22 protein-coding genes and 1 pseudogene are annotated in these 23,992 nt (G+C 60.6%); 8 read left to right on the top strand and 15 right to left on the bottom strand.

Annotation, left to right across the window (positions count from 1 at the left end):
* Positions 1-44 precede the first annotated feature (44 nt).
* The 11 genes and pseudogenes from mobQ to LKD37_RS13000 form a co-directional block, all read right to left on the bottom strand.
* Positions 45-1,703: a MobQ family relaxase gene (gene mobQ, locus LKD37_RS13050; RefSeq protein ID WP_502787377.1), complete on the bottom strand. Its 1,659-nt coding sequence runs from the start codon at positions 1,701-1,703 to the stop codon at positions 45-47.
* A 96-nt stretch (positions 1,704-1,799) separates the two neighbouring features.
* Entirely contained in the window at positions 1,800-2,096 is a 297-nt protein-coding gene (locus LKD37_RS13045; protein WP_302929607.1) for a DUF3847 domain-containing protein, read from the bottom strand.
* Between the two features lie 127 nt (positions 2,097-2,223).
* Entirely contained in the window at positions 2,224-2,727 is a 504-nt protein-coding gene (locus LKD37_RS13040) for a GNAT family N-acetyltransferase (RefSeq protein WP_302929606.1), read from the bottom strand.
* A gap of 83 nt (positions 2,728-2,810) precedes the next feature.
* Complete coding sequence (locus tag LKD37_RS13035; protein ID WP_302929605.1) at positions 2,811-3,101, bottom strand: hypothetical protein; 291 nt, start codon at positions 3,099-3,101, stop codon at positions 2,811-2,813.
* A gap of 133 nt (positions 3,102-3,234) precedes the next feature.
* The gene (locus tag LKD37_RS13030; protein ID WP_085533500.1) at positions 3,235-3,426 is read right to left on the bottom strand and encodes a transposon-encoded TnpW family protein; all 192 of its coding nucleotides are present in this window, start codon (positions 3,424-3,426) and stop codon (positions 3,235-3,237) included.
* A gap of 79 nt (positions 3,427-3,505) precedes the next feature.
* Positions 3,506-5,380, bottom strand: a complete 1,875-nt coding sequence (locus LKD37_RS13025; protein ID WP_302929604.1) for a DUF4368 domain-containing protein — start codon at positions 5,378-5,380, stop codon at positions 3,506-3,508.
* A gap of 32 nt (positions 5,381-5,412) precedes the next feature.
* A pseudogene (locus LKD37_RS13020) lies at positions 5,413-5,712 on the bottom strand (VirD4-like conjugal transfer protein, CD1115 family); the annotation flags it as partial.
* Positions 5,699-6,154: a PcfB family protein gene (locus LKD37_RS13015; RefSeq protein WP_349048666.1), complete on the bottom strand. Its 456-nt coding sequence runs from the start codon at positions 6,152-6,154 to the stop codon at positions 5,699-5,701. The gene LKD37_RS13015 and the pseudogene LKD37_RS13020, both read right to left, overlap by 14 nt.
* Before the next feature lie 60 nt (positions 6,155-6,214).
* Positions 6,215-6,928, bottom strand: coding sequence for an antirestriction protein ArdA (locus LKD37_RS13010; protein WP_302929602.1), 714 nt, complete (start codon positions 6,926-6,928; stop codon positions 6,215-6,217).
* 1 nt (position 6,929) lies between these two features.
* Entirely contained in the window at positions 6,930-7,271 is a 342-nt protein-coding gene (locus tag LKD37_RS13005; RefSeq protein WP_055060880.1) for a DUF7768 domain-containing protein, read from the bottom strand.
* A 289-nt stretch (positions 7,272-7,560) separates the two neighbouring features.
* On the bottom strand, positions 7,561-8,934 hold the full coding sequence (locus LKD37_RS13000) for a ParB/RepB/Spo0J family partition protein (protein ID WP_302929601.1): 1,374 nt from the start codon (positions 8,932-8,934) through the stop codon (positions 7,561-7,563).
* Between the two features lie 178 nt (positions 8,935-9,112).
* Here LKD37_RS13000 and LKD37_RS12995 point away from each other — a divergent pair, with 178 nt between their 5' ends.
* Positions 9,113-9,484, top strand: coding sequence for a phage integrase N-terminal SAM-like domain-containing protein (locus LKD37_RS12995; protein WP_302929609.1), 372 nt, complete (start codon positions 9,113-9,115; stop codon positions 9,482-9,484).
* A 47-nt stretch (positions 9,485-9,531) separates the two neighbouring features.
* Here LKD37_RS12995 and LKD37_RS12990 read toward each other — a convergent pair whose 3' ends face one another.
* Both LKD37_RS12990 and LKD37_RS12985 read right to left on the bottom strand, forming a co-directional pair.
* Positions 9,532-9,669, bottom strand: a complete 138-nt coding sequence (locus LKD37_RS12990; protein ID WP_302929600.1) for a hypothetical protein — start codon at positions 9,667-9,669, stop codon at positions 9,532-9,534.
* 283 nt (positions 9,670-9,952) lie between these two features.
* Positions 9,953-11,404: a spore germination protein gene (locus LKD37_RS12985; RefSeq protein ID WP_302929599.1), complete on the bottom strand. Its 1,452-nt coding sequence runs from the start codon at positions 11,402-11,404 to the stop codon at positions 9,953-9,955.
* Positions 11,405-11,602: 198 nt separating this feature from the next.
* Between LKD37_RS12985 and LKD37_RS12980 the strand changes: the two genes are divergently transcribed.
* The 3 genes from LKD37_RS12980 to LKD37_RS12970 are packed head-to-tail and all read left to right on the top strand — an operon-like array spanning position 11,603 to position 18,635.
* On the top strand, positions 11,603-16,336 hold the full coding sequence (locus LKD37_RS12980; protein ID WP_302929598.1) for a nicotinate-nicotinamide nucleotide adenylyltransferase: 4,734 nt from the start codon (positions 11,603-11,605) through the stop codon (positions 16,334-16,336).
* A 12-nt stretch (positions 16,337-16,348) separates the two neighbouring features.
* Entirely contained in the window at positions 16,349-17,581 is a 1,233-nt protein-coding gene (locus LKD37_RS12975; protein WP_302929597.1) for a lactate dehydrogenase, read from the top strand.
* 19 nt (positions 17,582-17,600) lie between these two features.
* On the top strand, positions 17,601-18,635 hold the full coding sequence (locus tag LKD37_RS12970; RefSeq protein ID WP_302929596.1) for an NAD(P)H-dependent oxidoreductase: 1,035 nt from the start codon (positions 17,601-17,603) through the stop codon (positions 18,633-18,635).
* 37 nt (positions 18,636-18,672) lie between these two features.
* Here the strand turns inward: LKD37_RS12970 and LKD37_RS12965 are convergent, their stop codons facing one another.
* Positions 18,673-19,083, bottom strand: a complete 411-nt coding sequence (locus LKD37_RS12965) for a hypothetical protein (RefSeq protein ID WP_302929595.1) — start codon at positions 19,081-19,083, stop codon at positions 18,673-18,675.
* 171 nt (positions 19,084-19,254) lie between these two features.
* On the opposite strand from LKD37_RS12965, the gene murI reads away from it, so the two are divergent.
* Genes murI through argS form a run of 3 tightly spaced genes read left to right on the top strand, consistent with a single transcriptional unit; the run spans position 19,255 to position 22,255 of the window.
* The gene (murI, locus tag LKD37_RS12960; RefSeq protein ID WP_302929594.1) at positions 19,255-20,070 is read left to right on the top strand and encodes a glutamate racemase; all 816 of its coding nucleotides are present in this window, start codon (positions 19,255-19,257) and stop codon (positions 20,068-20,070) included.
* Positions 20,071-20,073: 3 nt separating this feature from the next.
* Positions 20,074-20,499: a hypothetical protein gene (locus LKD37_RS12955; RefSeq protein ID WP_302929593.1), complete on the top strand. Its 426-nt coding sequence runs from the start codon at positions 20,074-20,076 to the stop codon at positions 20,497-20,499.
* 13 nt (positions 20,500-20,512) lie between these two features.
* A complete protein-coding gene (gene argS / locus LKD37_RS12950) occupies positions 20,513-22,255 on the top strand; it encodes an arginine--tRNA ligase (protein WP_302929592.1) in 1,743 nt (580 codons plus the stop codon).
* 46 nt (positions 22,256-22,301) lie between these two features.
* Here the strand turns inward: argS and LKD37_RS12945 are convergent, their stop codons facing one another.
* Complete coding sequence (locus LKD37_RS12945; RefSeq protein ID WP_302929591.1) at positions 22,302-22,988, bottom strand: GTP pyrophosphokinase; 687 nt, start codon at positions 22,986-22,988, stop codon at positions 22,302-22,304.
* A 194-nt stretch (positions 22,989-23,182) separates the two neighbouring features.
* Between LKD37_RS12945 and LKD37_RS12940 the strand changes: the two genes are divergently transcribed.
* The gene (locus LKD37_RS12940) at positions 23,183-23,725 is read left to right on the top strand and encodes a DUF5662 family protein (RefSeq protein ID WP_302929590.1); all 543 of its coding nucleotides are present in this window, start codon (positions 23,183-23,185) and stop codon (positions 23,723-23,725) included.
* Positions 23,726-23,992 lie beyond the last annotated feature (267 nt).

Here is a 23,992-nt window from a genome sequence, read left to right as displayed (position 1 = left end):
AGTACAAAGGACGGACAAGTAAAACAGCTTGCCCGTCCTTTCCTTTATCGCTCCTGTTCGTGCCGCTTGGTGCGGCTCTGCGTCTGCTCCGGCTGGTCGGCGCGGAGTGCAATATCCACACACCTGCGGATTTTTTGAAGCTCGGCAACCTCGGCGCGGGCTTCTTTCAGTTTGCCATACTCGCCGTCCCTCTGCTCTTTGAGGTCAGCGTATTCCTGTTCCCATTCAGCGATAGGCAAGGTCTTTGTTTCTTTCGGTAGCTTGGCATGAAGATAGCGGTTTGCCGCGTCCCATAGGGTCAGCTCGGCACGGTGGGCTTCCTCGTACTTGTCGCGCTTGTTTGTCCAGCCGTTTTGCAGCTTTTTCAGTACATCGTGAATGGGCTTGTACTCTGTGTAGTTCTTCCCGTATTCAATTAGTTTTTGCAGTTCTTTCATGCGCTGCTCGGCGGTTTTCATTCCTGCCCGGATTGAATAGGCTTTATCACTGACAGAGGAAAGGGAAGCGTCCAGCTCGTCAAGATTAGAGATACCATGCTCGGAAAGATAGTTGACCGCTGCCGCTATGGTTTTCAGTTCATCGGCTGTGTGCTGTTGTTGCCAACGCTGCGAATACTTCCGGCTCTTTTCTCTCTGAACGCTCAAATACTTCATCAACAGATTTGCGAGGTTGGGAGATTGCGGCGGCTGTTCCGGGGCGGTTTCCCGCGCTTTGAACAGGTCGGCAATCCACTCTTTGAGCTTCCCAATCTGCGCCCGGATTTCCTGGATAAGGCGGTTTGCCTTTTGGATATTTCGGTTCAGTTCGCCTTTCTCGGTGGCGATACCTTTCTTCTCCATCTGGCAAGCAGCCACGCCCATGTGGACGGTAGGCAGTTCGTCAATTCCTCTCTCGGCGTTGCTGCGGTGGTCGATACGCTCCGGGCTTCCGTTCCTCTCCAAAAAGTCGTTGGTATAGTCAGCCCATGCCTTGCGCCACAAGAGGGTGTTGTCCTTGTTGTTCCAGCCCGTGAGGTCAACTTTGTGCGTCTTGTATCTGCCGCTGGGCAAGCGGATACGCTCCCCGTTTTCATCAAGGTCATATTCCTTTTTTGATTTCGCTGCCCATGCGCCACGCTCGTCAAGTGGTCGCATAGTCAGCATGATATGACAATGGGGATTGCCGCTGTCGGTGTCGTGAATGGCAAAATCCACACACATTCCTCTGGAAACAAATTGAGAGGAACAGTATTCCCGGACAAGCCGGATCTGTTCCTCTCTGGATAACTCAATGGGGAGTGCCGCGTCAATCTCTCTGGCAAGCTGGGCGTTCCCGGCTTTCTCGTAAAGCTCCACGCTGTTCCACAAGGTTGAACGGTCAGACAATGAGGGTGGTGCGTGGGGTGGCAGCATGATTTCTGTATGGACAACGCCGCCTTTGCGGGTGTAGTCATGGGTCATTCCGTCCCATTCGTTTGTCAGCTTTTCACCGCTTCGGTAGGCGGCTGCGGCAACGGCTGATTTGCCCTTGCCCCGGCTGACTATGCTGATATTACAATGATAAATCGCTATGGGTATCACCTCCGTTAGAGCGATTACAAGACTTGTGGAAAGTGAATAGCTTGCAACGCAAGGTGTTCGCTTTCCGCAAGTACACAAAGGGGTAGACAGCGCAAGCTGTCGCAGGGGAAGTGTAGCTTCCCCTGTCTGCGGCAAAGCCGCCATATCGGAGCGCGGGGAAGTTCCCTGTGCGGAGATAAGCCCTCGGCAGAGCGCACACGCCCGCAAGGGTGTATAAGTGCGCCCTTTGTTCCAAAGGGATTATTTGCTTTTCCCGCCCTCGGCTCGTTTTTTCAGATATTCCCGCGCTGGCTGGCTCGTCAAGGCAATCCTAAGAAGCGCGGCGGCTTCCTCGTCGGTCATGCCCTTTGCTTCCGGCACAATGCTTTCAAAGACTGCGCCCCGTACAATCAGCCTGTGGCTGCGTGTTCGGCGTTCCTCTTTGGATAGCTTCTGACGCAACATCTTTTCCCGGTTCTCAAACTGCCGGATTTTCTTCTTTCCGTCCTCAATCTCGGCTTGCAGTTCTTCGCGGGTTTTCTCTCTTGGCTTTGTCATGGTTGGGCGCTCCTTTCTGCCTGTTTGCAAAAGAAAAGAGCAGCCGTTTTCTGTGTGAAAATAGCTGCTCTTGGTGGGTGGGTTATTCAGTTGTTAGGGGGCTGTTGTCTGTGCGGCAAACTGAAATTTATCTTTCTAAAACCATTCTTGCCGCAACGACAGGAGATCCAAGTTCAATGATTTGCTCTCTGCCGTCAAAACGGTATCCACATCGTTCATAAAAACGGATGGCTTTTGTGTTTTCTTTCAGTACCCAGACTGCAATTTTCGAATGATCAGCAAGCTCTGAGAGCGCCGTCTGCATCAAGCGATACCCAATGCCTTTTCCGTAATACTGCGATAAAATATAAATAGCAAAAACTTCTCCGGCGTTCTCGAGTCCGGCGTTCTCGAGTTCGTCATTGCGATATTTGCCAAAGCCGACAAATCCAATAACGGAATCGCCGTCTTTTGCGATGATGACATTATCCGTCCGACGAAAAGCAATTTTTTCGCACTTATCCAATGTCAGCGAGTCAAGATACCGTTGATCCACAATACCGGAATACGCTTCCTGCCAGGATTTCCAATGAACGTATGCTTTCCCTTTGATCTCGGCATCGGTTTCCATCTTTTTTATAACTATATTCATACGAGTTCACCTCTACAAAGCCCGATTTGTCTTTCTGTGTCGAAAGAATTATACCATACAGATGTGAACATTTCAATATCCTTTTAGCGGTTCAGCTGCATTGTCTTTTTGGCGTACTGCCGCGCCCTCTCCCGGCGTTCCTCGCTGTATGGTGCGGTCAGACGGAAAGAGAAGCGTCCTTTCTCAACCTCAAACTCCATGCAGCCCGTTTCGGGGTCTGCGTCGGTCTGCTGGCAGATCGCCGGATAGCGGCGGCTGTATGCAAGCAGACGCTTCTTTAAGTCGGTGTTGTGGGTGCGGATATGGATTAGCGGGTCTTTCTCGTCAAACCAAATATCGGTGGTCTTTTCCTGCTTCGTAAGCCCTGTTCTCATAAACTCTCCTTTCTGCGCCCCTGTTACGCAGTAGGGGCATTTTTCGGGTGTTTTTCCCGGCTCTTGACTTGGGGAAAATGAGGATTTTCAAATAGAAATCGTCCGGACAGGGAATGGTTCGTCAGGGCGGCTGTTATCGCAAGATTTCTGTTTTTTCCGGCTCTTGACCGTCAGACGCGGATAAACGCGAACTGTCGGCAAGCACCAGTTTGAGTAGCTTGTCGCGGAATGTTTCTGTGCTGCTATGATTGAAAAACAACTCCGCAACAATGGTCTGCCCGTTTCTCCGAGTCGTGATGATGCTGTCGGGGGTCTGTTCTGCCATAGGCGGCTCCTTTCTCCAGGCGCAAAAGAGGGATTTCCCGTAACTCGGAAAATCCCTCTTGGCTGACGGTTATTCTGTTTTACTGTGTGGGCTGTGCGGCGGCTGCCTGCGCCTTTTTCTTCGCCCGGTATTCCCGCGCTTTCATACGGTCATACTCCCGCTGCTTTTCAAGGTTTCGCGCCCGGTACTCCCTTGAATACTGCCGGTGGTAGGCGCGGCTCTTTTCCTTTTGGGCTTCTTCGATTTCCTCCCGCATTTGCCGGATTTCCTGCTCCGTAGGCTCTGCAAGCTGTGTCACTTCATTCTCAAACTTGCCGATATAATTGAAATATATGCTGATGTGCTGGATTGCGTATCTCGCCCTTTTCTGGTCGCGCTCATGCACTTCAATCCGGCTGATAAACTCGTTGAGAATGGCGGGGGTAAGCTCGGTAAAGGCAGCATGGCGTTCCGTCAGCTTCAAAAACTTCTGCGCCCGTCCTCCCGCGTTCTCATAAGCGGATAGCTGCTCTTGGAGCGTGGCAAGCTCCGCTTTCAGCGCATAGTATTCTTCCGAATACTTCTGCGACATCTGCTCATAACGGTCTTGCGGGATCGTGCCGAGGGCGTTGTCCTCATAGAGCTTATTCAGCACCTTGTCAATCTGTTCAAGGCGCGTCGTGATTTGCGGAATACGCTTCTGCTGCTTTTTGGTCTGGTCGGTCTGCTGCATGGCAAGGTTCTTTTTCACTAAGGCTTCAAACTCCGCCCGGTTGCTGATAGAATAGTCCTCGATTTTCTTCAGCACTTCCGCGATGGTCTGCATGAGCAAGTCCGCGTCGATGATGTGCGGAGAATGGCATTTAGGATTTTTGGCTTTCCCCTTGTGGTACTCGCTGCAATAGGCAACGTGCCGCTTGCTGCCGTATCTGTAATCTATTCGGATGTGCATTTTTGCGCCGCAGTCTTTACAGAAAAGTAAGCCCGACAAAGGGTGGATTTCCCCGTCCCCGTTGGGGCGTCTGACGGGTGCGTTTTCCAAAATCCGCTGTACGGTTTCAAAATCGCTGCGGCTGATAATCGGCTCATGCACATTTTCTGTGATGTGCCACTGGCTCCGGTCTACATAGTGGTTATGTTTATCCCGGAAATGCTTTGTAGTCTTGAAGTTGACCACATCGCCGCAATACTCCTGCCGTGTGAGGATATTGGTCAAGGTGGCTTTGTTCCACTTGCAGCGGTTATCCTCATTGAGCGTCTTATTTTTACAGGTTCCCCGCCCTTGGTCTTTCATATAGAAAGTGGGGGTTGGGATTTGCTCCTGTGTCAGATATACGGCGATTTGGTTGCGGTTCTTCCCACCGATAAACAGGCGGAAAATAAGGCGTACAACCTCGGCGGCTTCCTCGTCGATTATCCAAAAATCCTTGTTGTCCGGGTCTTTGACATAGCCGTAAGGGGCTTCGGTGACAATCGGCTTTCCACTCATGCCTTTGGTCTTAATGCCCGTTTTCACTTTCTTGCTGATGTCCTTTGCATACCACTCCGACATGATATTGATAAAGGGCGCAAACTCCAATGTGTCGGGCTTCTCGCTGTCAATGCCGTTGTTGACCGCGATAAAGCGCACATTGTTCCGTCTGAATATTTCCATCGCGTTGCCGACTTGGAGATAGTCGCGCCCCCAGCGGGTGAGGTCTTTCATAATGCAGACACCGATTTTCCCGTTTTCCACATCGTCCATCATGCGGGAGTAGGCGGAACGGTCAAAAAATCTGCCGCTTTCGTCATCGTCGATGTAGTGCCGGATATTGGTTAGGTGCTGCCCTCTGGCATAGTTCTCCAAAAATATTTTTTGGTTCTGTATGCTGTTGCTCTCGCCGCCGTCCCTGTCCTCGTCGCCCACGGAAAGGCGGGAGTAAAGGGCTGTAATTTTGCTATAATCAGTCATGTGCATAACCTCCTGTGCGTCCATGTATGTGTCATTTACACTTAAAATTATGCACTCCAGCGGGCTGTGCCGTACTCGGCATCGCGGCGAAATTTCTTTGCTTTTTTCGCCTTGCAGTAGATCAGCAGCCGGAAGCCGACTGCGCCCACAATGCCGACAAACCAATCCAGCGGGGCAAGGCCGGGGGCAAAGCTGCCAAAGGCCGCGCCGATGGTCTGGCCCAGCCCCAGCAGCTTTTCCCCGAAGCCCGCACCAGCGGCCAGACGGTACGCCGTGCCGATTTTCAGGCAAAACCAGCCGATGAACAGGTACGGGATATTCGGAAGAACATACTTCCTGATTTTATCTGTCGCCATGCGCCGCCTCCTTTGTCAGCTCCCGCTGGGGCTGCTTTTTCACCTGTTCCTCCGCCTGCCGGAGCTGCTCCCGGATCGGCGTCTGCCGGGACTTAGCCCGTTTCAGCTCCAAACGGGAATACTCGGCAAAGCAGCCCGTGATGGCGTCGGCCTGCCGTGCCTTGAACAGAAGCAGATATTTTTCCTCTCCCACACGGCGGATGGCATAGTCCACGCCCCATTTCCGGGCCACCTTGTCAAACAGCTTGGGCGTGTCCACCTCGATGGCGTGGGTATCCCCGCCGTGGCCCATGAGCTTTCGCACACTCTGCTTGCCGTGGGGCGTCTGTGCCTTGCGGTGCTCCTTGGCAATCTTCCGGCCCACGGCGGCCACCACATAGGCCAGCGCACGGGCGGTCAGCTTGGACGCCTTGACGCTGACGGCGATGGTCTGCCGGGACACTTCATCTCCGACGATAGCTTACACCTCCTTTGCCCTCTGGCCACCGTGACCAGAAGCGGCCTACCTGTCCTCGCGGCTGGCGGGAAGCCGCTGCTTTTCCTCGTTCAGCGCCGAACGGTCTATGACCTCCTGATACGCCGCCATCTGCTCCCGGATATTCAGCTTGGGATAGGCAAAAATACGGTGCTCCGGGGGAATATCCTCCATCCCGTGATACCGCTCAACAAATTTTCCGCCGTTATTGAACACATAGCCGCCGGGTGCAAAATGGCCGCCGTCGTTGATCCGTGCGTCCCGCCCGTAGGCTTCAAAGTCGAAGTAGGGCAGCACATCATCCGGCACATCCAGCATTTCCATTTCCTCAATGTAGACCCGACCCAGCGCCTCCTCGCTGTCAATGCCGGGGTAGAAGTCATAGCAATCCAGATTTTGTGCGAGGTTGATCAGGTCATGGACGCTGCCCGTGTATTCGCCGCTGTCAATGACGGCCTCGAACTTTTCAATGTCGCTCTGGTCAAGGTCAGACAGCACATGAGCCAGATGGTTCAGCTCGTCAATGCTTTCATACTCGCCCAAATGGTCATACAGGCCCAACACATCACCGTCAAATGAGGTAATGAAGATTTCCTCATACCGTACCCCATCCACGCCGATGCGCTTCAAAAGGGCCTGCACCTCCTCCGTGGTGGCCGGGAATTTCAGCGTTTCGCCTACAAGCCGCCCCTCGTTATATTTGCCGAGATTGGTAATGTAGGCTTCAAACAGGGATGACATATCAGCGGCGGCCCTGACGCTTTACGGTCAGGATGCCGTCCAGCGTGGTCGCCGTGATCCCCAGCCGCTGGGCAACGGCCACATCGTTTTTCATGCTTTCTGTGGAGATACTGCCGCACACCACCAGCACATGAGAGCGGCGGAGCAGGTCACGCCCCATGTCGATGCCGCTCTTGTGCTCCTCGGGAACGGCGTCGTTCAGGAAAAGGGGTTGATAGAGCGTGGGGCAGATGGGCGAAAAGCCCGCCTCATAGACAGCACGGCAATACTTGGCGGCCTGCTCCGTCGCCTCGCAGGGATCGCCGCTCCACGCGGCGGTGATATACGCAAGGGGTCGTTTCATTGTGAAAACCTCCGTTTTTATATAATATAGTGGGTCAACCTTTTCCCCCGCCCTTTTCCAATCTTGGAAAAGGGGGCGGCTCTGGAGGATATACCCCCGCCGCTTGCCGGAGAAAAAGCACAGCCGGGGCAGGCGGTCAAGGGCAAGGCCGCCGCACACGGCGGGGCGAAGCCCCCTTGACAGCCCACTCCCGCCTGTGCTCGATTACGGTCGGCGACGGGGGATATAACCCAAAGAGCCTGTCCTATCGGGGCAGCAAAAAGCCTCTGGTCATGGTGGCCAGAGGTCGTTACTTTTCCATATCCATTTTCTTGTCGGGCTTGGCAAGCTCGGGCGGCTGCCGCTCTTTCCAGTCCTCCAGCAGCGTCATGATCTGGTCTTTCATTTGCCGGGGCGTGGCCTCCTTACCAAAAAACTTTTCCAGTTCAGCGCCAGTAATGATCACGTCACGATCCTCCTTTTTCTTTTCTTCACACAAAATACCGTCGATCACGTCCGGGGAGAGCTTGTTTTCCTTATCCAGCTCACGGAGCCGCTTTGCCTGACCCTTGGAGGGCGAAGCCTGCTGGCCCTCAATGGACACGGCAATATACTTCTGGTGCTTGGGGCGCACACGGGAAATTTCCACAGCCGGGGTAAAAGACAACTTTCCGTCATCCATCGTCTGCTTCAATTCCGGCACAAGATCATTGAGCCAGATATACCGCTGTACGGTTTTCACGCTCATGCCGTTGCGTTGGCCCACGCTTTCAAGTGAGAGCTTTCCGGCCTCGGCGCTGTCGCCGCGCGCCCCCTGATGCTTGATGGCCTCATACTGCATTTTCAGGGACATAGCCTTTTCGCTGGGCAAAATCGTTTCACGCTGACGGAGGTTGTCGTCCGTCATAGCGAGAATGGCCTCATCGTCCGTCATATTGCGGACGATACAGGGCATATTGCGATACCCGGCAAGCTGGCTGGCCATCTGACGACGGTGGCCTGCGATGATCTCATAGCCGCCACCCTCGCGGGGGCGCACCAGCGCGGGCTGGTTGACGCCGCCGTTGCGGACGCTCTCCACCAGAGATTTCATTTCCGCATCGTCACGGACACCAAAAGGATGATCCTTGAACGGGTGCAGGTCGGAAAGGTCAAGATAGACAATTTCCTCTTTCTCAGCGCGGGTAGCGTCACGGGGCGTAGGCGGCACTTCCGGGGCAGGGGGCGCTGCCTTTTCCTCGGGGGCCGCATGGGTCTTGCCAGCCTTGGGCGGCTTGGTCTGCTCCGGGGCTGTCTTTTCCGTCTTGGGCGGACGGCCTCGGCGGGGCTTTTCCACTTTTACCTCTTTCTTGACCCCCGGCTCGGTGGGCGTAGCTTTTTCGGCTTTTGCAGGGCGGCCCCGTTTGGGCTTGGGCTTCTCTGGCTCCGGCATGGGCTTTTCCCATTCCTGCTTGCTGTACTCGGTGACGGAAACAGGCTGGGCTTCCGGCTCCTTGGGGATGTCCGTCGGAGCATCCTTTTCCGGCGTGGAGCGCACAGCGGAAAGGTCAATCACCTTTGCGGACGGAGCAGGGCCGCCGCCCACATCAGGGATTTCGGCCTGCTCCATTTTTGGGGCCTTTCCCGGTATTTCAGGCGGAGCCTGTTCCTCCGTGGTAGGGGGATGCTTGTTTTCTTCTGCCATGACACGAATAACCTCCTTGACAAGAATTTAGGCCATGCCGCACGGCTGGCCCATATCGGCACACAGAGAAAACGCTGTCTGCATACAAAAACACCGCCTATGTCCTGTTAGGCGGTGCATTGTGTAAGGCTTGGCAGCTCATTTTCAGTTGTTTTTCTCTGTGTGCCCTTGTCAAGCGATGTTTGTAAAAATAGATAAATCTGTAAGACAAGTTGAAACTAATGATATCAGAGCGTACATTTCGGATTACGAAAATGAAAGTAATGCCGGAAAAGTGACACTTGATAATATCAGAAGAAACATTTCAAGCTTTTTTGCATGGCTTGAGGATGAGAATTATATTGTGAAAAGTCCTGCAAGAAGAATCCATAAGATAAGAGTCAGTATCCAGACGAACAGCCTGCATGGCGGCATGGCCTTCAGCATTGCAAGCTCACAGGATAGCTTTCCCGTTATGGGTTTTTGCTTTTACCCTCGGTTTTCCAACAATCTTTCCAACAAATGCCCTAAATCCACGCAAAACGCCCCGGTATGTAATAAAACGCACTAAAACAAGGAGAATCTCCAATCCCTTGTAACACAAGAGATTGGAGGGGCTTATTCGGTATGAATGGGCACGCCGCAAAAGCGTCCACGGCTTTTTGGTAAGGATGAGGTCGGCGGTTCGAATCCGCCCAGCAGCTCCAGTGAAAAGCCTTGATTTTCAAGGCTTTTTTCTTTTTCTCCGAAATCCAAATCCCGCTCCAAAAAGCCATTTAGTACTATTTGGCTGCTGGGGCGGGTTTTTTGCGCTCATGCCTCTTTTAGTGGTCGAGGCTTGCGCATGGCCGAGTCTGCTTGAGGCGGTTTTCACGTCCTGACGGGAGACAATCATCAGCGTTGCTGACGTGTGACGGAGTGTGCGAAAGCATACGCACTCCAGTCCGCATTCCCGTGTATACTTTTTCGTTCTGTATTGCAAAAGCTGAGGCAGACTGCAAGCCTTTTGTTCAAAAAGGGCTTTGCCCTTTTTGAACACTTATGTGTTGTCCCGGCTGATGGGGCGGCGGTGCAGCAGGGAGCGCAGGTCCCGGCCGTTGAAGGGGATCAGGGGATAGAGATACCCCTTTCCCACCAGCGGGCGGGTGGAGGCGATCAGGGCTACCACGCCGATGATGCCGCCGATGAAGCCCCACCAGTCAAAAAAGTAAATCAGGATCAGCAGGGCCATGCGGCACAGCTTCACGGCGTAGCCCATTTCATAGCTGTGCTGGGCATAGTTGGCGATGGCCACAAAGGCCATATACACCAGCACCTCCGGCACCAGCCACCGGGCCTGCACCGCGAAATCTCCCAATATCAGCGCCCCCAGCATACTGAAGGAGTTGCTGAGCGCATCCGGCGTGTTCAGCGACGCCAGCTTCAGCACGTCGATGATCAGCTCCACCAGCAGCAGCTGCAAAATCAGGGGCACATAGTATTCATCCTCAATGAGCAGAAAGTGCAGGCTCTCGTGAAGCCCTGCCGGGTCCTTTACCAGCAGATACCACAAGGGCGTCACAAACAGCGTCAGAAGCAGGACGATCATCCGCACGATCTGCAAATACGACCCCACCAGCGGGGGAAAGTAATAGTCGTTGATCTCCTCGGCGAACCGGAAAATGGTGCAGGGAAACAGCATCACCGACGGGGTGTTGTCAATCATCAGCACCACGTCCCCCTCCATCACCGAGGCCGTGGCCACGTCGGGCCGCTCGGTATACCGGGTCTTGGGGAAGGGGTTCCACCACTGGGCCGGGGCGATGGCCTCGGCGATGCTCTCCTGGCTCATGGCGATGGAATTGATCTGCATATGCAGGAGCTTCTCCCGCAATTGCCGCAGGAGCTCCGGGTCGGCCTTATCCTCCAGATAGCACAGGGCCACGTTGGTGTGGGACCGGCCCCCCACCTCCAGCCCCTCTAAGGTCAGCCGGGGGTCCCGGATGCGGCGGCGCAGCAGGGCGGCGTTTTTCATGATGCTCTCCACGAAGCCGTCGTGACTGCCCCGCAGGACCTTGCTGGTGTCCGGCTCCTCGATGCCCCGCAGGGGGAACTGCTTAGCGTCCATCAGCACGCCGCCGGACAGGCCGTCGATGACCAGCAGGGTCTTTCCCGCCAGCACCGCCGTGACGGCCTTGGCCATATCCTGCTCCGCCGCCGCGTCCGACACGGTGACGTACCGGGCCGCGAAGGCCTCCGCCGTGTTCACCCCGGCCAGGTCCCGGATGGCCAGCCACCCGGCCACGGCCCGCTCCAGCACCGCGTCGTCGGCGTAGCCGTTGACCACCCAGAGCCGGGCCCGACGGCCCCCGATGGTCAGGCTCCGGCCCACCATGTCAAAGCTCCGGCCCACCCCCAGCCGCCGGTCCAGCTCCTCCGTCCGGCGGAGGAACGCATCCTGCACGATCTTCACCTGCTGCACCCCCAGAATATGGAAAAATGGCTTGCCCAAAAGGCCTTGGCTCTCCCTTTGGGAGAGCTGTCGGCGCAGCCGACTGAGAGGGCCTGCAAGCCTTTTATTCCAAAAGGGCAAAGCCCTTTTTTGACAGGTATATTATCCCGCATTTTTGCGGGATTTATTCTTGCGATAGGGGCCGCCGCGTGGCATAATAGGAACAAATCCAATTATTCCCGCAAAGGGGGCCTTGCTATGACGAAAAAACGCATCCGCCAGATGAACGCCGCGCTTCTGCGGCGGCTGTCCCTCCGCCCGGCGGCGGAATACCTGGCCGGACGGGAGGAGACGGCGGTGCAGCTGGTGGGCGAGGGATATTTCCAGCGCTTTGCGCCGCTGATGGACCGGCGGCTGTGCTGCGCCCGGGTGCTGGACCTGTGCCGGGAGGACCTGGAGCGGCTGGACGGGCCGGAGCCGGAGGAGGGCTGGCTTCCGTACTGCTATGACTTCGCCCGGCGGCTGCTGTTTCCGGAGAAGGACGCCCGCCCCGCCCACGGGGCCGGAGCGGTGTTCTTCCTGTCGGTGCTGCAGGTGCTGCTGGACGCGGAGCGGGAGCTTCTGGACTATGACCCCGCCTGGGACTTTGTGCCCCCCGGGCCGGAGGAGCTGGAGGACTGCCCCGCCGCCCCCCAGTTCGGCCAGATGATGCGCCTGTGGCGGCGGGAGTTCGTATACGAGATGATGCGCCTGGGCCTGGAGGTGACGCCCTACCGGACCCTGGAGCACATTGTGGGGGTCCACCATGTGGCCGTCACCGCCGGGCGGGCTCTGCGCCGGGGGGGCGTACCCCTGGACCTGGCCCTGGTCTCTGGCAGCGCCATCGGCCACGACATCGGCAAGTTCGGCTGCCGCCCCGGGGAGCGGGTGCCGTATCTGCACTATTACTACACCGACCAGTGGTTCCGCCGCCGGAGGCTGACGGATATCGGCCATGTGGCCGCCAACCACTCCGTGTGGGATCTGGAGCTGGACTATCTGTCGGTGGAGTCCCTGCTGCTGATCTACGCCGATTTCCGGGTGAAGCAGACCCGGGACGATCAGGGCCGGGAGGTCACGAAAATCTTCTCCCTGGCGGAGGCCTTCAACGTGATCCTCTCCAAGCTGGACGGCGTGGACTGGGAAAAGCGCCGCCGCTATGAGCTGGTGTATGCCCGGCTCTATGACTTTGAGCAGTTCATGCTGGCCCGGGGGGTGGACGTGACCCTTCTGGGGCGGGACACCCCGCCCCGGCCGGAGAAGCACACCGCCCTGATGACGGACCAGGAGGCCCTGGACGCCCTGACCCTGCAGTGCGTGGGCCACAACATCGGCCTGATGCACCGGCTGACGGGACAGCGGAGCTTTGCCTCCCTGCTGGAGCAGGCCCGGGGCGAAACCAACTGGCGGCATCTGCGGGCCTATCTGGGGGTGTTCGAGTCCTACTCCCTGTATCTGCACATTCCCCAGAAGGTCCAGACCCTGGCCTTTCTGTATGAGCTTTTGATGCACCGGGAGGGGGACATCCGCCGCCAGGCGGCGGCCCTGCTGGGGGAGATCATCGCCGGGTTCCACGCGGGCTATGCCAAGGAGCGCCCGGCGGACAGCCGCCCGGACGCAGGTGTGCCCACGGACCTGGACCAGTGGAAGCTGTACCTGCAAAGGATCATCTATCCCGACCACAAGCTGATGCCCCAGCACCAGCGCTGGATCCGCTATACCCTGAAATTCGCCGTGGACTCCCTGCTGCAGCGGTGCCCGGGCCGGGAGGAGCGGTTTCTGGCCCCCTTCTTCGCCTATTACCGCCATCCCCAGCAGTTAGAGGATGAGGTGGCCTTCCAGCTGCTGGACACGGCGGCGGCCCTGCCTCCGGCGGCCCTGACCCGGCCCCGGCAGGAGCTTCTGCTGCGGTTTGCCGAGGGGGTGTGCGACCGGGATGACGTCACCGTCCGGGCGGCGGCGGTGCTGCTGGTGGACCGGCTGCACCGGCTGGACAGCCGCAGCCGCCGTCCCCTGCGGATTTTGCAGAAGATCGACTGCCGGGACGCTGCGTCCCTGGACCTGCTGCGCCGCCGGATCATCAAGGGCGGCGCCCCCGGCCCCCTGCCGGAGCAGGTGATCTCCGACATTTTCCTGGACAACCTGAAAACCGGCACCCCCTGGATCCTGAAGCAGGTGAACATCCGCCTGCTGGAGGACTACGCCGCCCGGGAGGACGGCCCGGTGCTGCACATCGCCACCCATCTGTCAAACCTGGTGAAGGTCAGCGACCGGGTGACGGTGCGCCACAGCGCCGGAAACGCCCTGCTGGCCCTGGCCCCCCGGCTGACGGTGGACCAGCGCAACGAGGTGTCGGTGGAGCTGTCCCGGGGCCTGGAGCTGGGCCAGCAGGAGTTTGCCAAGTATATCCCCGATTATCTGGGCCGGTTCGCCCTGTGGCTGCCGCCGGAACAGTTGGAGGAGCTGCTGGCGGACCTGAGCCAGACCCTCAACGCCGCCTCGGGCCGGATGGCGGCCTCCGCCCTGGACACCGTGGGCGTGATCTATGAGGAGTACGACACCTACCGCACCCGGTTCCCGGAGGAGCCGGAGGCCTACCGCAGCCGCCGGGAGCGGCTGCTGGGCATGCTGATGAAGCGCCTGGCCGGCGGCGACGGCGGCACCCGGCAGGAGGCCATGTTCGTCCTGGGCCGCCGGGTGTTCGGCTCCGGCATCCTGGGCGAGCACGAAAAGCGCCGGGCCTTCCTGCTGACCGGGCGCAAGCTCCTGGAAACCTGCTATGAGGAGGCCGAGGACCCCCTGACCTTCTATTACCGGGCCGCCATGCTGGGCCGGGTATACCCCTTCATGACGGAGCAGCGCCTGTTCCACGGGGGCTTCCCCATGGAGGAGCCGCGGCCCATCGCCTTCTTTCCCGGCACCTTCGACCCCTTCACCCTGTCCCACAAGGGCATCGTCCGGGCCATCCGGGACCGGGGGTTCGAGGTGCTGCTGGCCATCGACGAATTTTCCTGGTCCAAGCGGACCCAGCCCTACCGCATCCGCCGCCGCATCGCGGCCATGTCCGTGGCCGACGAGTTCCATGTCCACATCTTTCCCGAGGACTTCCCGGTGAACATCGCCAATCCCGAGAACCTCCGCCACCTGCGGGAGGCCTTTCCCGGGCGGCCGGTGTCCATCGTGGTGGGCAGCGACGTGGTGGCCCACGCCTCGTCCTACCAGAGGCCCCCGGAGCCGGACTCCATCCACAGCTTCGACCATGTGATCTTCCGCCGGGACGAAGTGGCCGGGCCGGTGGATTACGGCTGCATCCGGGGCCGGGTGGTGGAGCTGACCCTGCCGCCCCAGCTGGAGGAGATCAGCTCCACCCGCATCCGGGAGGCGGTGGACGCCAACCGGGACATCTCCCGGCTGGTGGACCCGGCGGTGCAGGACTTCATCTATCGCCGGGGCCTGTATCTGCGGGAGCCCCAGGACAAGCCCATGCTGCGCACGGAGGATCTGGAGTTCTCCCTGTGCCGGGAGGCGCGGGAGCTTGCGCCCCTGCTGCACCAGCTGACCCCGCCGCCGGAGGGCCTGGCCCGGGCTATAGCGGACTCCGGGGACCAGGCGGTGCTGCTGCACCGCAGCGGCTCGTCCGAGCCGCTGGGAACCGTGACCTTCCGGTGCCTGGACTCCCAGATGCTCTATGCCCGGCTGAAAAATCCCCGGCTGACGGGCCTGGTGCGCCAGAGCACCGGCGGCCGGGCCCTGCTGATCTCCGGGGTGCTGGTGCCCCGGGGGGAGCAGCAGGAGGAGTTCGGCCAGCTGCTTTTGACGGAGGTGCTGACCCTGGCCCTGAGCCGGGAGTATGCCTATGGCCTGTACTGCCCCCTGGAGGGGGCGGCCTCGGCCTTTGCCCGGCAGCTGATCCTGCGCCAGGGCTTCGTGCCGGTGGCTGGGGAAAAGGACGCCCTGGCCGCGGATATGCGGCGGCCCCTGGTGCTCAACCGCAACGTGGACACCGCCATCAAGCAGCCCCTGGCCTCCCGGCCCGCCGTGGCGGCGGCGGTATCCGCCGCCCGCATCCGGCTGCAGGAGGCCCTGACGGGGCTGTATCCCGGCAATCTGGTGCTGAGTCTCAGCGCCGGGGTCATCTATCACCGGCTCCTGCAGCGCATCACCGCCCGCAACGGCGTTCCGGCGGAGCCGCTGGTTCCCCGGCAGCTGGGGCCGGACATCTGCGTGCCCTATGGCAAGATCCTCCGGGGCGTGACGGTGCCCAACACCGTCACCAAGACCCTGCGCACCGACAAGGTGTATGAACCGGACCTGTCCGCCTATTCCATCGAAGCCTACCCCGGCTATTCCCCTCTGCCCGACCAGGTGCGCACCATCCGGGCCTTTGACCGGCCGGTGATCCTGGTGGACGATATGCTCCACGACGGCAAGCGCATCCGCCGCCTGGCCCCCCTGCTGGAGCAGACCCACACCCGGGTGGACCAGGTGCTGGTGGGCTATCTCACCGGCATGGGCCGGGACCTGATGGAGCAGCTGGGCTATCCCGTGGACAGCATCTACTATCTGCCCAATCTGCGGCGGTGGTTCGTGGAGTCCACCCTGTACCCCTTCATCGGCGGCGACACCGTGCGCCGCACCGGACTGCTCCCCGGGGGCCTGCAGCCCTCGGTGAACCGCATCCTGCCCTATGCCTCCCCGGAGCTGCCGGACGTGGACAGCCGGGCCGTGTGGCAGCTGAGTCTGTGCTGCCTGGAAAACGCCCGGGACATCCTGCTGGCCCTGGAGGCGGAGTACCGCAGCCTGTACGCCCGGAACCTGACCCTGGCCCGGCTGGGCGAGGCGGTGATCCTGCCGCTGTGCCCGGACAAGGGGCCGTGCATGACCTATGACCTGACCCGCGCCGCCTCCACCTATCTGGACGGAGACATCGAACAGCTGCGGCGCATGAGATAAGGAGGCGTCCCTATGTATCACTACTATACCTATGACGGCCGCACCCTGTGCAGCGCCGGGGCCCTGCCGTACCCGGAGATATCCGCCCTGCCGGAGACGGGAGAGGTGCTTTGGGTGTTTCATCGGCCGCCCCTGGCCGGGCGGGACACCTTCCCGGTGACGGACCCGGCCCAGCTGACGGAGCGGGAGGGGGTGGCCTCCCTGTGCGCCGCCCCCGGCCCGGAGGGCCTGCCCCGGGAACTGACAAACGCCATCCGGGCGGGCCGGGTCCGGGCGGTGAACCTGGCCCACCCCCGTTTTGAGGAGCTGATGGCTCCCCTGCCCCGGCCCGAAAAGGTCCGGGTGAACCTGCTGGCCCTGGGGGACGTGGGCAGCACCCTGCTGATGGGCCTGCGGCTGATGGGCGGGGACGTGATCTCCTCCATCGGCATCTGCGACCTGCGGGAGGGGGTGGCCCAGCGCTGGGAGTTCGAGCTGAACCAGATCCAGCTGCCGGGGCCTTACGACGCCCTGCCGCCGGTGGAGATCGTGTCACCGGAGCAGCTGTTTGACGGGGACGTGTTTCTGTTCTGCGCCTCCCGGTTCGTTCCGGACACGGCGGTGAAAACCGGCGACGTGCGCATGGCCCAGTACCGGCTGAACCGGGAGCTGGCGGCGCTGTACGCCCAGAAGGCCCGGGAGGCCCGCTATCGGGGGCTGTTTTGCGTGGTCAGCGACCCGGTGGACCCCCTGTGCCGGGCGGTGCTGACGGAGAGCAACCGCGCTCCCGGCGGCGGGATGGACTATCAGGGCCTGCTGACCTGCCAGGTCCGGGGCTTCGGCCTGGGGGTCATGAACGCCCGGGCGGCTTACTATGCCCGGAAGGACCCCCGCTTTGCCTCCTTCCTGACCGAGGGCCGCAGCTTCGGCCCCCACGGAGAGGACCTGGTGATCGCCAACTCCATCCGAAATTATGACGACGCCCTGTCCCGCCAGCTGACGGAGCAGGCGGTCCGCGCCAATCTCCGGATGCGGGAGATGGGCTTCAAGCCCTATGCGGCCCCGGCCCTGTCCTCCGGAGCCCTGAGCCTGCTGCTGTGCCTGCGGGGCCAGTGGCACTGCTCCTCCACCTATCTGGACGGGGTGTTCATGGGAGCCCGGAACCGGGTGCTCCCCACCGGCACGGAGCTGGAGCGTCTGCCTCTGCCCCGGCAGCTGCAAGACCGCCTGCAAATCACCATGGATCGCCTGCGGGCCATTGACTGACGGAAAGGGGGCGTGAGCCATGTCCATCACGGTACTGCTGCCGGAAAACCTATACAGCGCCCCGCTGCGGGCCCTGCTGGAGCCTATGCTGCCGGAGGGCAGCGTCATCCGCCGCCCGGAGGACGGCATGGAAAACCTGGAAAACCGCCGTCTGCTTTTCGCCGTGGCCCTGGACCCCAGCGGCTGCAACCTGGCCTATTACGGGATGCTCCAGGCCCTGCGGGGCTGCGATACCCTGCTGCGGGGCAGCGTGGCCGGGGTCATCGTCACCGGCGTGGGGGAGCTTTATACCAAGGACGTGGCCCGGGACATGGTGTTTGCCGCCAACCAGGCGGGCTGTGCCTTTCTGGGCCGGCCCCTGGTGGAGGCCACCGGCTCCCTGCGGAATTTCCGCACCCAGGCCCAGATCGGCGGCGTGGACGAGAAAACCGCCTTCCGCCTGGCGGTGGGGGAGCTGGTGGACCGGCTGGCCGCCTGGCGGCCTCTGCCGCCGGTGCGGCGGGTGCTGGCCCTTCACGCCTCCCAGCGCAGCGCCTCCAACACCCTGGCCCTGTGGGAGCTGGTGAAGGAGGCCCTGCCGCCGGAGGTATCCGTGGAGGAGGTGGGCCTGCGCAACGGCGCCGTCCCCGACTGCAACGGGTGCAGCTATACCGCCTGTCTGCACTTCGGCGAGCAGGGCAGCTGTTTTTACGGCGGCCCCATGGTGGAGGAGGTGTACCCCGCCGTCCGCCGGTGCGACGCCCTGGTGATGCTGTGCGCCAACTATAACGACGCCCTGTCCGCCAATCTCACCGCCTGCGTCAACCGGCTGACGGCCCTGTTCCGCCAGACCCGGTTTTACGACAAGCGCCTGTTCGGCCTGGTGGTGTCCGGCTATTCCGGCGGGGACCTGCTGGCCCGTCAGCTGATCTCGGCGCTGAATATGAACAAGTCCTTTTTCCTGCCGCCCCACTTCTGCCTGCTGGAAACCGCCAACGAGCGGGGCAGTCTGATCCGCCTGCCCGGCATCCGGAACACCGCCGCCGCCTTTGCCCGTGAGATGATGACGCCATAAAGCAAGCCCTCCGGCTACGCCGGAGGGCTTGCGCTTTTTATTCCATGTCCACGGTGATGTTGTCGGTGCCGTGCTGTTCAAATTCGCCCAGATACTCGTCCATGCGGCTCATGACCTCGTCATAGTTCTCCTCGGTGATGGGGGGATCGTCCATATCCCGCAGGGCCAGCTCCTGGGCCAGAATTTCAAAAAACGTGTTGTCCTCATAGGCCATGATGGCCTCGTGGATGCCGCCCTCGGCAAAGGCCCGGGAGGGGATGATCTCCCCCTGGTACAGCTCCGTCAGCCCCGCCATGCCATGGCTCAGGCAGTGGGAGAAGATCAGGCTCTCCACCTGGTCATACTGGCGGATGCGGTCGTCGCCCCGGGTGGAGTTGAGCACCCAGTTGCCGATGTATACCAGGTCCAGCAGGCGCCTGAATTGTTTTTCTGTCAGCTTGATCTCCATGAAAACACCTCCATCCGGCCGGAGCGCTGCGTCATTATGCACAGTATAGCAGACTCCGGCGGAAAATACCACTGAAAATACCGGGGAAAGTCCCCAAAATTTGACTTGAGTATCCGGGAATTCCATAGTATAATTGGTTAGTTATGATAACCACAGGCAGGAGGCGGAACTATGGACACTCGCCCCATCGGGGTTTTTGATTCGGGCCTGGGAGGCCTGACGGCGGTGCGGCAGCTGCGGCAGCTGCTGCCCTCTGAAAACATTATATACTTCGGCGACACGGCCCGTGTGCCCTACGGCGGGCGGTCGGCGGAAATTCTGCTGAAATACGCCCGGCAGGACGTGCGCTTTCTGCGCAGCCACGACATCAAGGCCATTTTAGTGGCCTGCGGCACCGTGTCCACCACGGCCCTGCCCCAGCTGCGGCAGGAGAGCGACATCCCCATTCTGGGGGTGGTGGAGCCTGCATGCCGCCGGGCGGCGGCTGTGACCCGGAACCGGCGGGTGGGCCTCATCGCCACCGCCGCCTCCGTCCGCAGCGGCGCTTACCAGCGCAGTCTGCGCCAGCTGGACCCGGACATCGCCGTAACGGCCAAGGCCTGCCCTCTGTTCGTGCCCCTGGTGGAAAACGGGCGCTTCCGGCGGGGGGACGTGGTCATCGAGACCGTGGCCCGGGAGTATCTGGAGCCGCTGCGCCGGGAGGGGCTGGACACCCTGATCCTGGGCTGCACCCACTACCCCCTGCTGACGGATATCATCGGCGATATCATGGGCCCTGGCGTCACCCTCATCAACACCGGCGAGGAGGCCGCCTGGGAGCTCAAGCGCACTCTGCGGGGATTGGACCTGCTGGCCCCGGAGGGGCCGGCCGGCCGGGCCACCCTCTGTGCCAGCGACCAGCCCGAGCACTTCGGGTCCCTGGCGTCCTATTTCTTAGGGGAGAGCCTCACCCGCCCGGTGCAGCCGGTGGACATCGACCGGTACTGACCCATGGAGGGACCTGTACGGATCACCGTCACCAGCCGCAGCCTGTTTGACGGCGGCGCCGAGACGCTGCACTTTGCGGGCGCCGGTACCCTGCGGCCCACCGCCGCCGGGTGGGACCTGCCCTATACCGCCGCCTGCCGGGAAAACGGCGCGGCGCTGTCCTCCCGCATCCGCCTGACGGCGGAGCCCAGGCGGGCCATTCTGTGGACCCTGGGGCCGGAGGGCTATGGCCTGCCCCTGGACCCGGAGCACGAGACCCAGGCCCGGCTTTCCCTGGGCCTGACCGTGGCCGTCCGGACCCGGGCAGTGGAGTTTTCCCTGAAGGAGCCGGACCGGGGATATATTCACCTAGCCTATACGCTGCTGGATCGGGGCCTGCCCCTGAGCCGGATGCAGCTGGAGATACGCATGACAAAAGAAACGATATAAGGAGAGCATCACCATGAATATGATCCAGAACGCCAAGGACCAGGTGCTGGACCTGACCGTCAGCGCCTATCAGAAGGCCGCGGCAGAGGGCCTTCTGCCCCAGGACGCGGCCGTAACCCCGTCGGTGGAGATTCCCAAGGACACCGCCAACGGCGACTATACCACCACCTTCTGCCTGGCCGCCGCCAAGGCCCTGAAGAAGAACCCCCGCCAGGTGGCCCAGATCCTCATGGACCACATGGACCTGTCCGGGTCCTACTTTACCTCCGTGGAGATGGCCGGGCCGGGCTTCCTGAATTTCCGCCTGGGGAACAAGTGGTTCCGGGACACCGTGGCCTGCGTGGAGCAGGAGGGGGCGGCCTACGGCTGCAACGACACCCTGAAGGGTCAGAAGATCATGGTGGAGTTCGTCTCCGCCAACCCCACCGGCCCCATGCACATGGGCAACGCCCGGGGCGGCGTCCTGGGCGACACCCTGGCCTCGGTGCTGCAGAAGTCCGGCGCCGACGTGTGGCGGGAGTTCTATGTCAACGACGCCGGCAACCAGATTGAGAAGTTTGCCAAGAGCCTGGAGGCCCGGTATCTGCAGATCATCAAGGGCGAGGACGCCGTGGAGTTCCCCGAGGACGGCTATCACGGCGACGACATCCGGGAGCTGGCCCAGGCCTTCTATGACCGGGAGGGCGAGAAGTATCTGGACTGCGACCAGAAGACCCGCCACGACGCCCTGGCCCGCTTCGGCCTGGACAACAACATTCCCAAGATGCAGCGGGACCTGGCCCGCTACGGCATCACCTATGACCAGTGGTTCTTCGAGTCCAGCCTCCACGAAAGCGGCTATGTGGCCGACTCCGTCCAGGCCCTGACGGACCTGGGCTATACCTATGAAAAGGATGGGGCCCTGTGGCTGCACACCAGCCGCATCCTGGCGGAGAATCTGAAAAAGGCCGGCAAGTCCGACGCGGACATCGAAAAGCTGGGCCTGAAGGACGACGTACTGCGCCGGGCCAACGGGTTCTATACCTATTTCGCCGCCGACATCGCCTATCACCGGAACAAGTTTGCCGTCCGGGGCTTCGACAAGGTCATCAACGTCTGGGGCGCGGATCACCACGGCCATGTGGCCCGGCTGAAGGGCGCCATGGACGCCCTGGGCCTGGACGGCGAGCACCGGCTGGACATCGTGCTGATGCAGTTGGTGAAGCTGGTCCGGGACGGCGAGGTGGTGCGTATGTCCAAGCGCACCGGCAAGGCCATCAGCCTGACGGACCTGCTGGACGAGATCCCCGTGGACGCCTGCCGCTATTTCTTCAACGCCAAGCCCGAGACCCAGATGGAGTTCGACCTGGGCCTGGCCGTCCGGGAGGACAGCGAGAACCCGGTGTACTATGTGCAGTATGCCCACGCCCGGATCTGCACCCTGCTGAAGGCCCTGGAGGCGGAGGGCTACACCGTCCCCGCCGCCGGAGAGGTGGACTTTTCCCTGCTGTCCGGCGAGGCGGAGCAGGCCCTCATCAAGAAGATCGCCGCCTACAGCCAGGTGGTGCGCCTGGCTGCCCGGGACTATGATCCCAGCCACATCAACCGCTACCTGACGGAGCTGGCCGGCGACTTCCACCGGTTCTATACCGCCTGCCGCATCAAGGGCGAGGAGCGCCCGGTACTGCTGGCCCGGCTGAAGCTGGCGGATACCGCCCGGTCCGTGCTGAAAAACGCCATGACCCTCATCGGCTGCACCGCCCCGGAGAAGATGTGAGTGTGACAGAGCATAACAAAAAGGAAGCCGTCAGGCTTCCTTTTTGTTATGCGTGGTATTCCGGGCCGCGGCCCTGATAGATGTCCTGCATCTCCCGGTCGATCTCGCTGATGGCGTCGGAGCACAGCCGCAGGCGGGCGGCGTCCGAGGGGGAGAAGTCCCGCTGGGACTTATAGCGCAGTTCGTGCTCCAGGCTGGCCCACATATCCATGGCGATGGTCCGCAGCTGGATCTCCACCGGCAGATGCAGCGTCCCCTCGGAGATGACGATGGGCACGTCGCAGATCAGGTGCAGGCTCCGATAGCCGGATTCCTTGGGCTCCTTGATATAGTTGACCTCCCGGATGATCTTGAAATTCTCGTTCCGGGCCAGCAGACTGCGCAGGTAACAGATATCGTCCAGATAGTTGCAGATGACCCGCACCCCGGCCACGTCCTGGATATGGGCATAGATGTTGTCGATGGTGACCTCGAACCCCCGGCGCTTCAGCTTTTCCACGATGCTGTCCACGGTTTTGATGCGGTACTCGATGTGGTGGATGGGTGAATGGTCATACAGGCTGGCAAACTCCTCGTCCAGGATCTCCAGCTGGGTGACGGCAACCTTCAGGGCGCTGCGGTACAGGTGGTTCACCCGCACCATGCCCTGGGCCAGCTCCTGCTGTTCCGGCGTACCCCCCTGGGGGATATGGATGTCCTTGAGCCGGATGGTGCCGCTTTTTTCGATCATCATGAAAAAACTGCGCCTCCTCGTTATTGGTTCTCTTATTGTTATGATTATAACATACGTCTATGACGGGTGTGTGAATAAATTGCAAAATTCGCCGTAGAAAAATCCGCCCCTTTTTCGTCATTTCGCCAAAGAACCCCATTTGCACCGGGGGCGTTTTTGTGGTATCATAGGAAAAGCGAAAGGGGGGACGGCGGATGCACGTCCGGGAGCATTTGCGCACGGTGGGCCGCCACCGGCGTCTGGTGCGGCACTACTGCCTGCGGCTGGGGCTGGTGTGGCAGGGCCTGACCCATGATCTGAGCAAATACAGTCCCACGGAGTTCTGGCGCAGCGCCAAATACTACCAGGGGTACCGCAGTCCCAACGACCAGGAACGCAAGGAAAACGGCGTCAGCCTGTCGTGGCTGCACCACAAGGGCCGCAACCGCCACCACTTTGAGTATTGGATCGACTATTGCCTGCGGCCCGACGGCAGTGTGTACATGGGCGGGTGCAAGATGCCCAAGCGGTATGTGGCGGAGATGTTCTGCGACCGCATCGCCGCCTGCCGGGTGTACCAGGGGGAGAAGTATACCGACGCCTCGCCCTATGACTACTATCAGAAGTCCAAGGACCACATTCTCATCAACCAGGAGACCAGCGACCTGCTGGACCGGTGGCTTCTGCTGCTGAAGGAGCACGGCGAGGACGCCGCCCTGCCCCAGATCCGGCGGGAGCTGAAGGACCCGGAATATTGAGAGATAACGCACCCCAGGGACGCGGAACCGCCAGGTTCCGCGTCCCTTTTTTGCGGGGGTGCCGGACTTGGCTCTCCCTATGGGAGAGCTGTCACCGAAGGTGACTGAGAGGGCCTGTAGGAGCGTAGACCCACCAATATGGCGCTTCCTATGCGGCAGGGCACACGGGCCCTGCCCTACAGGTGTTCTTTCAATAAACGTTCCGTAGGGCGGGGCCCATGTATGCAAATAAGGAGCTTTCATAATTCCTCCATTATATTCATACTC

The organism is Brotocaccenecus cirricatena (assembly GCF_020687045.1).
GTDB lineage: Bacteria > Bacillota > Clostridia > Oscillospirales > Oscillospiraceae > Vescimonas > Vescimonas cirricatena.
Note: the sequence above shows the minus strand (reverse complement) of the source record. Positions and strands in the feature narration are given on the sequence as shown.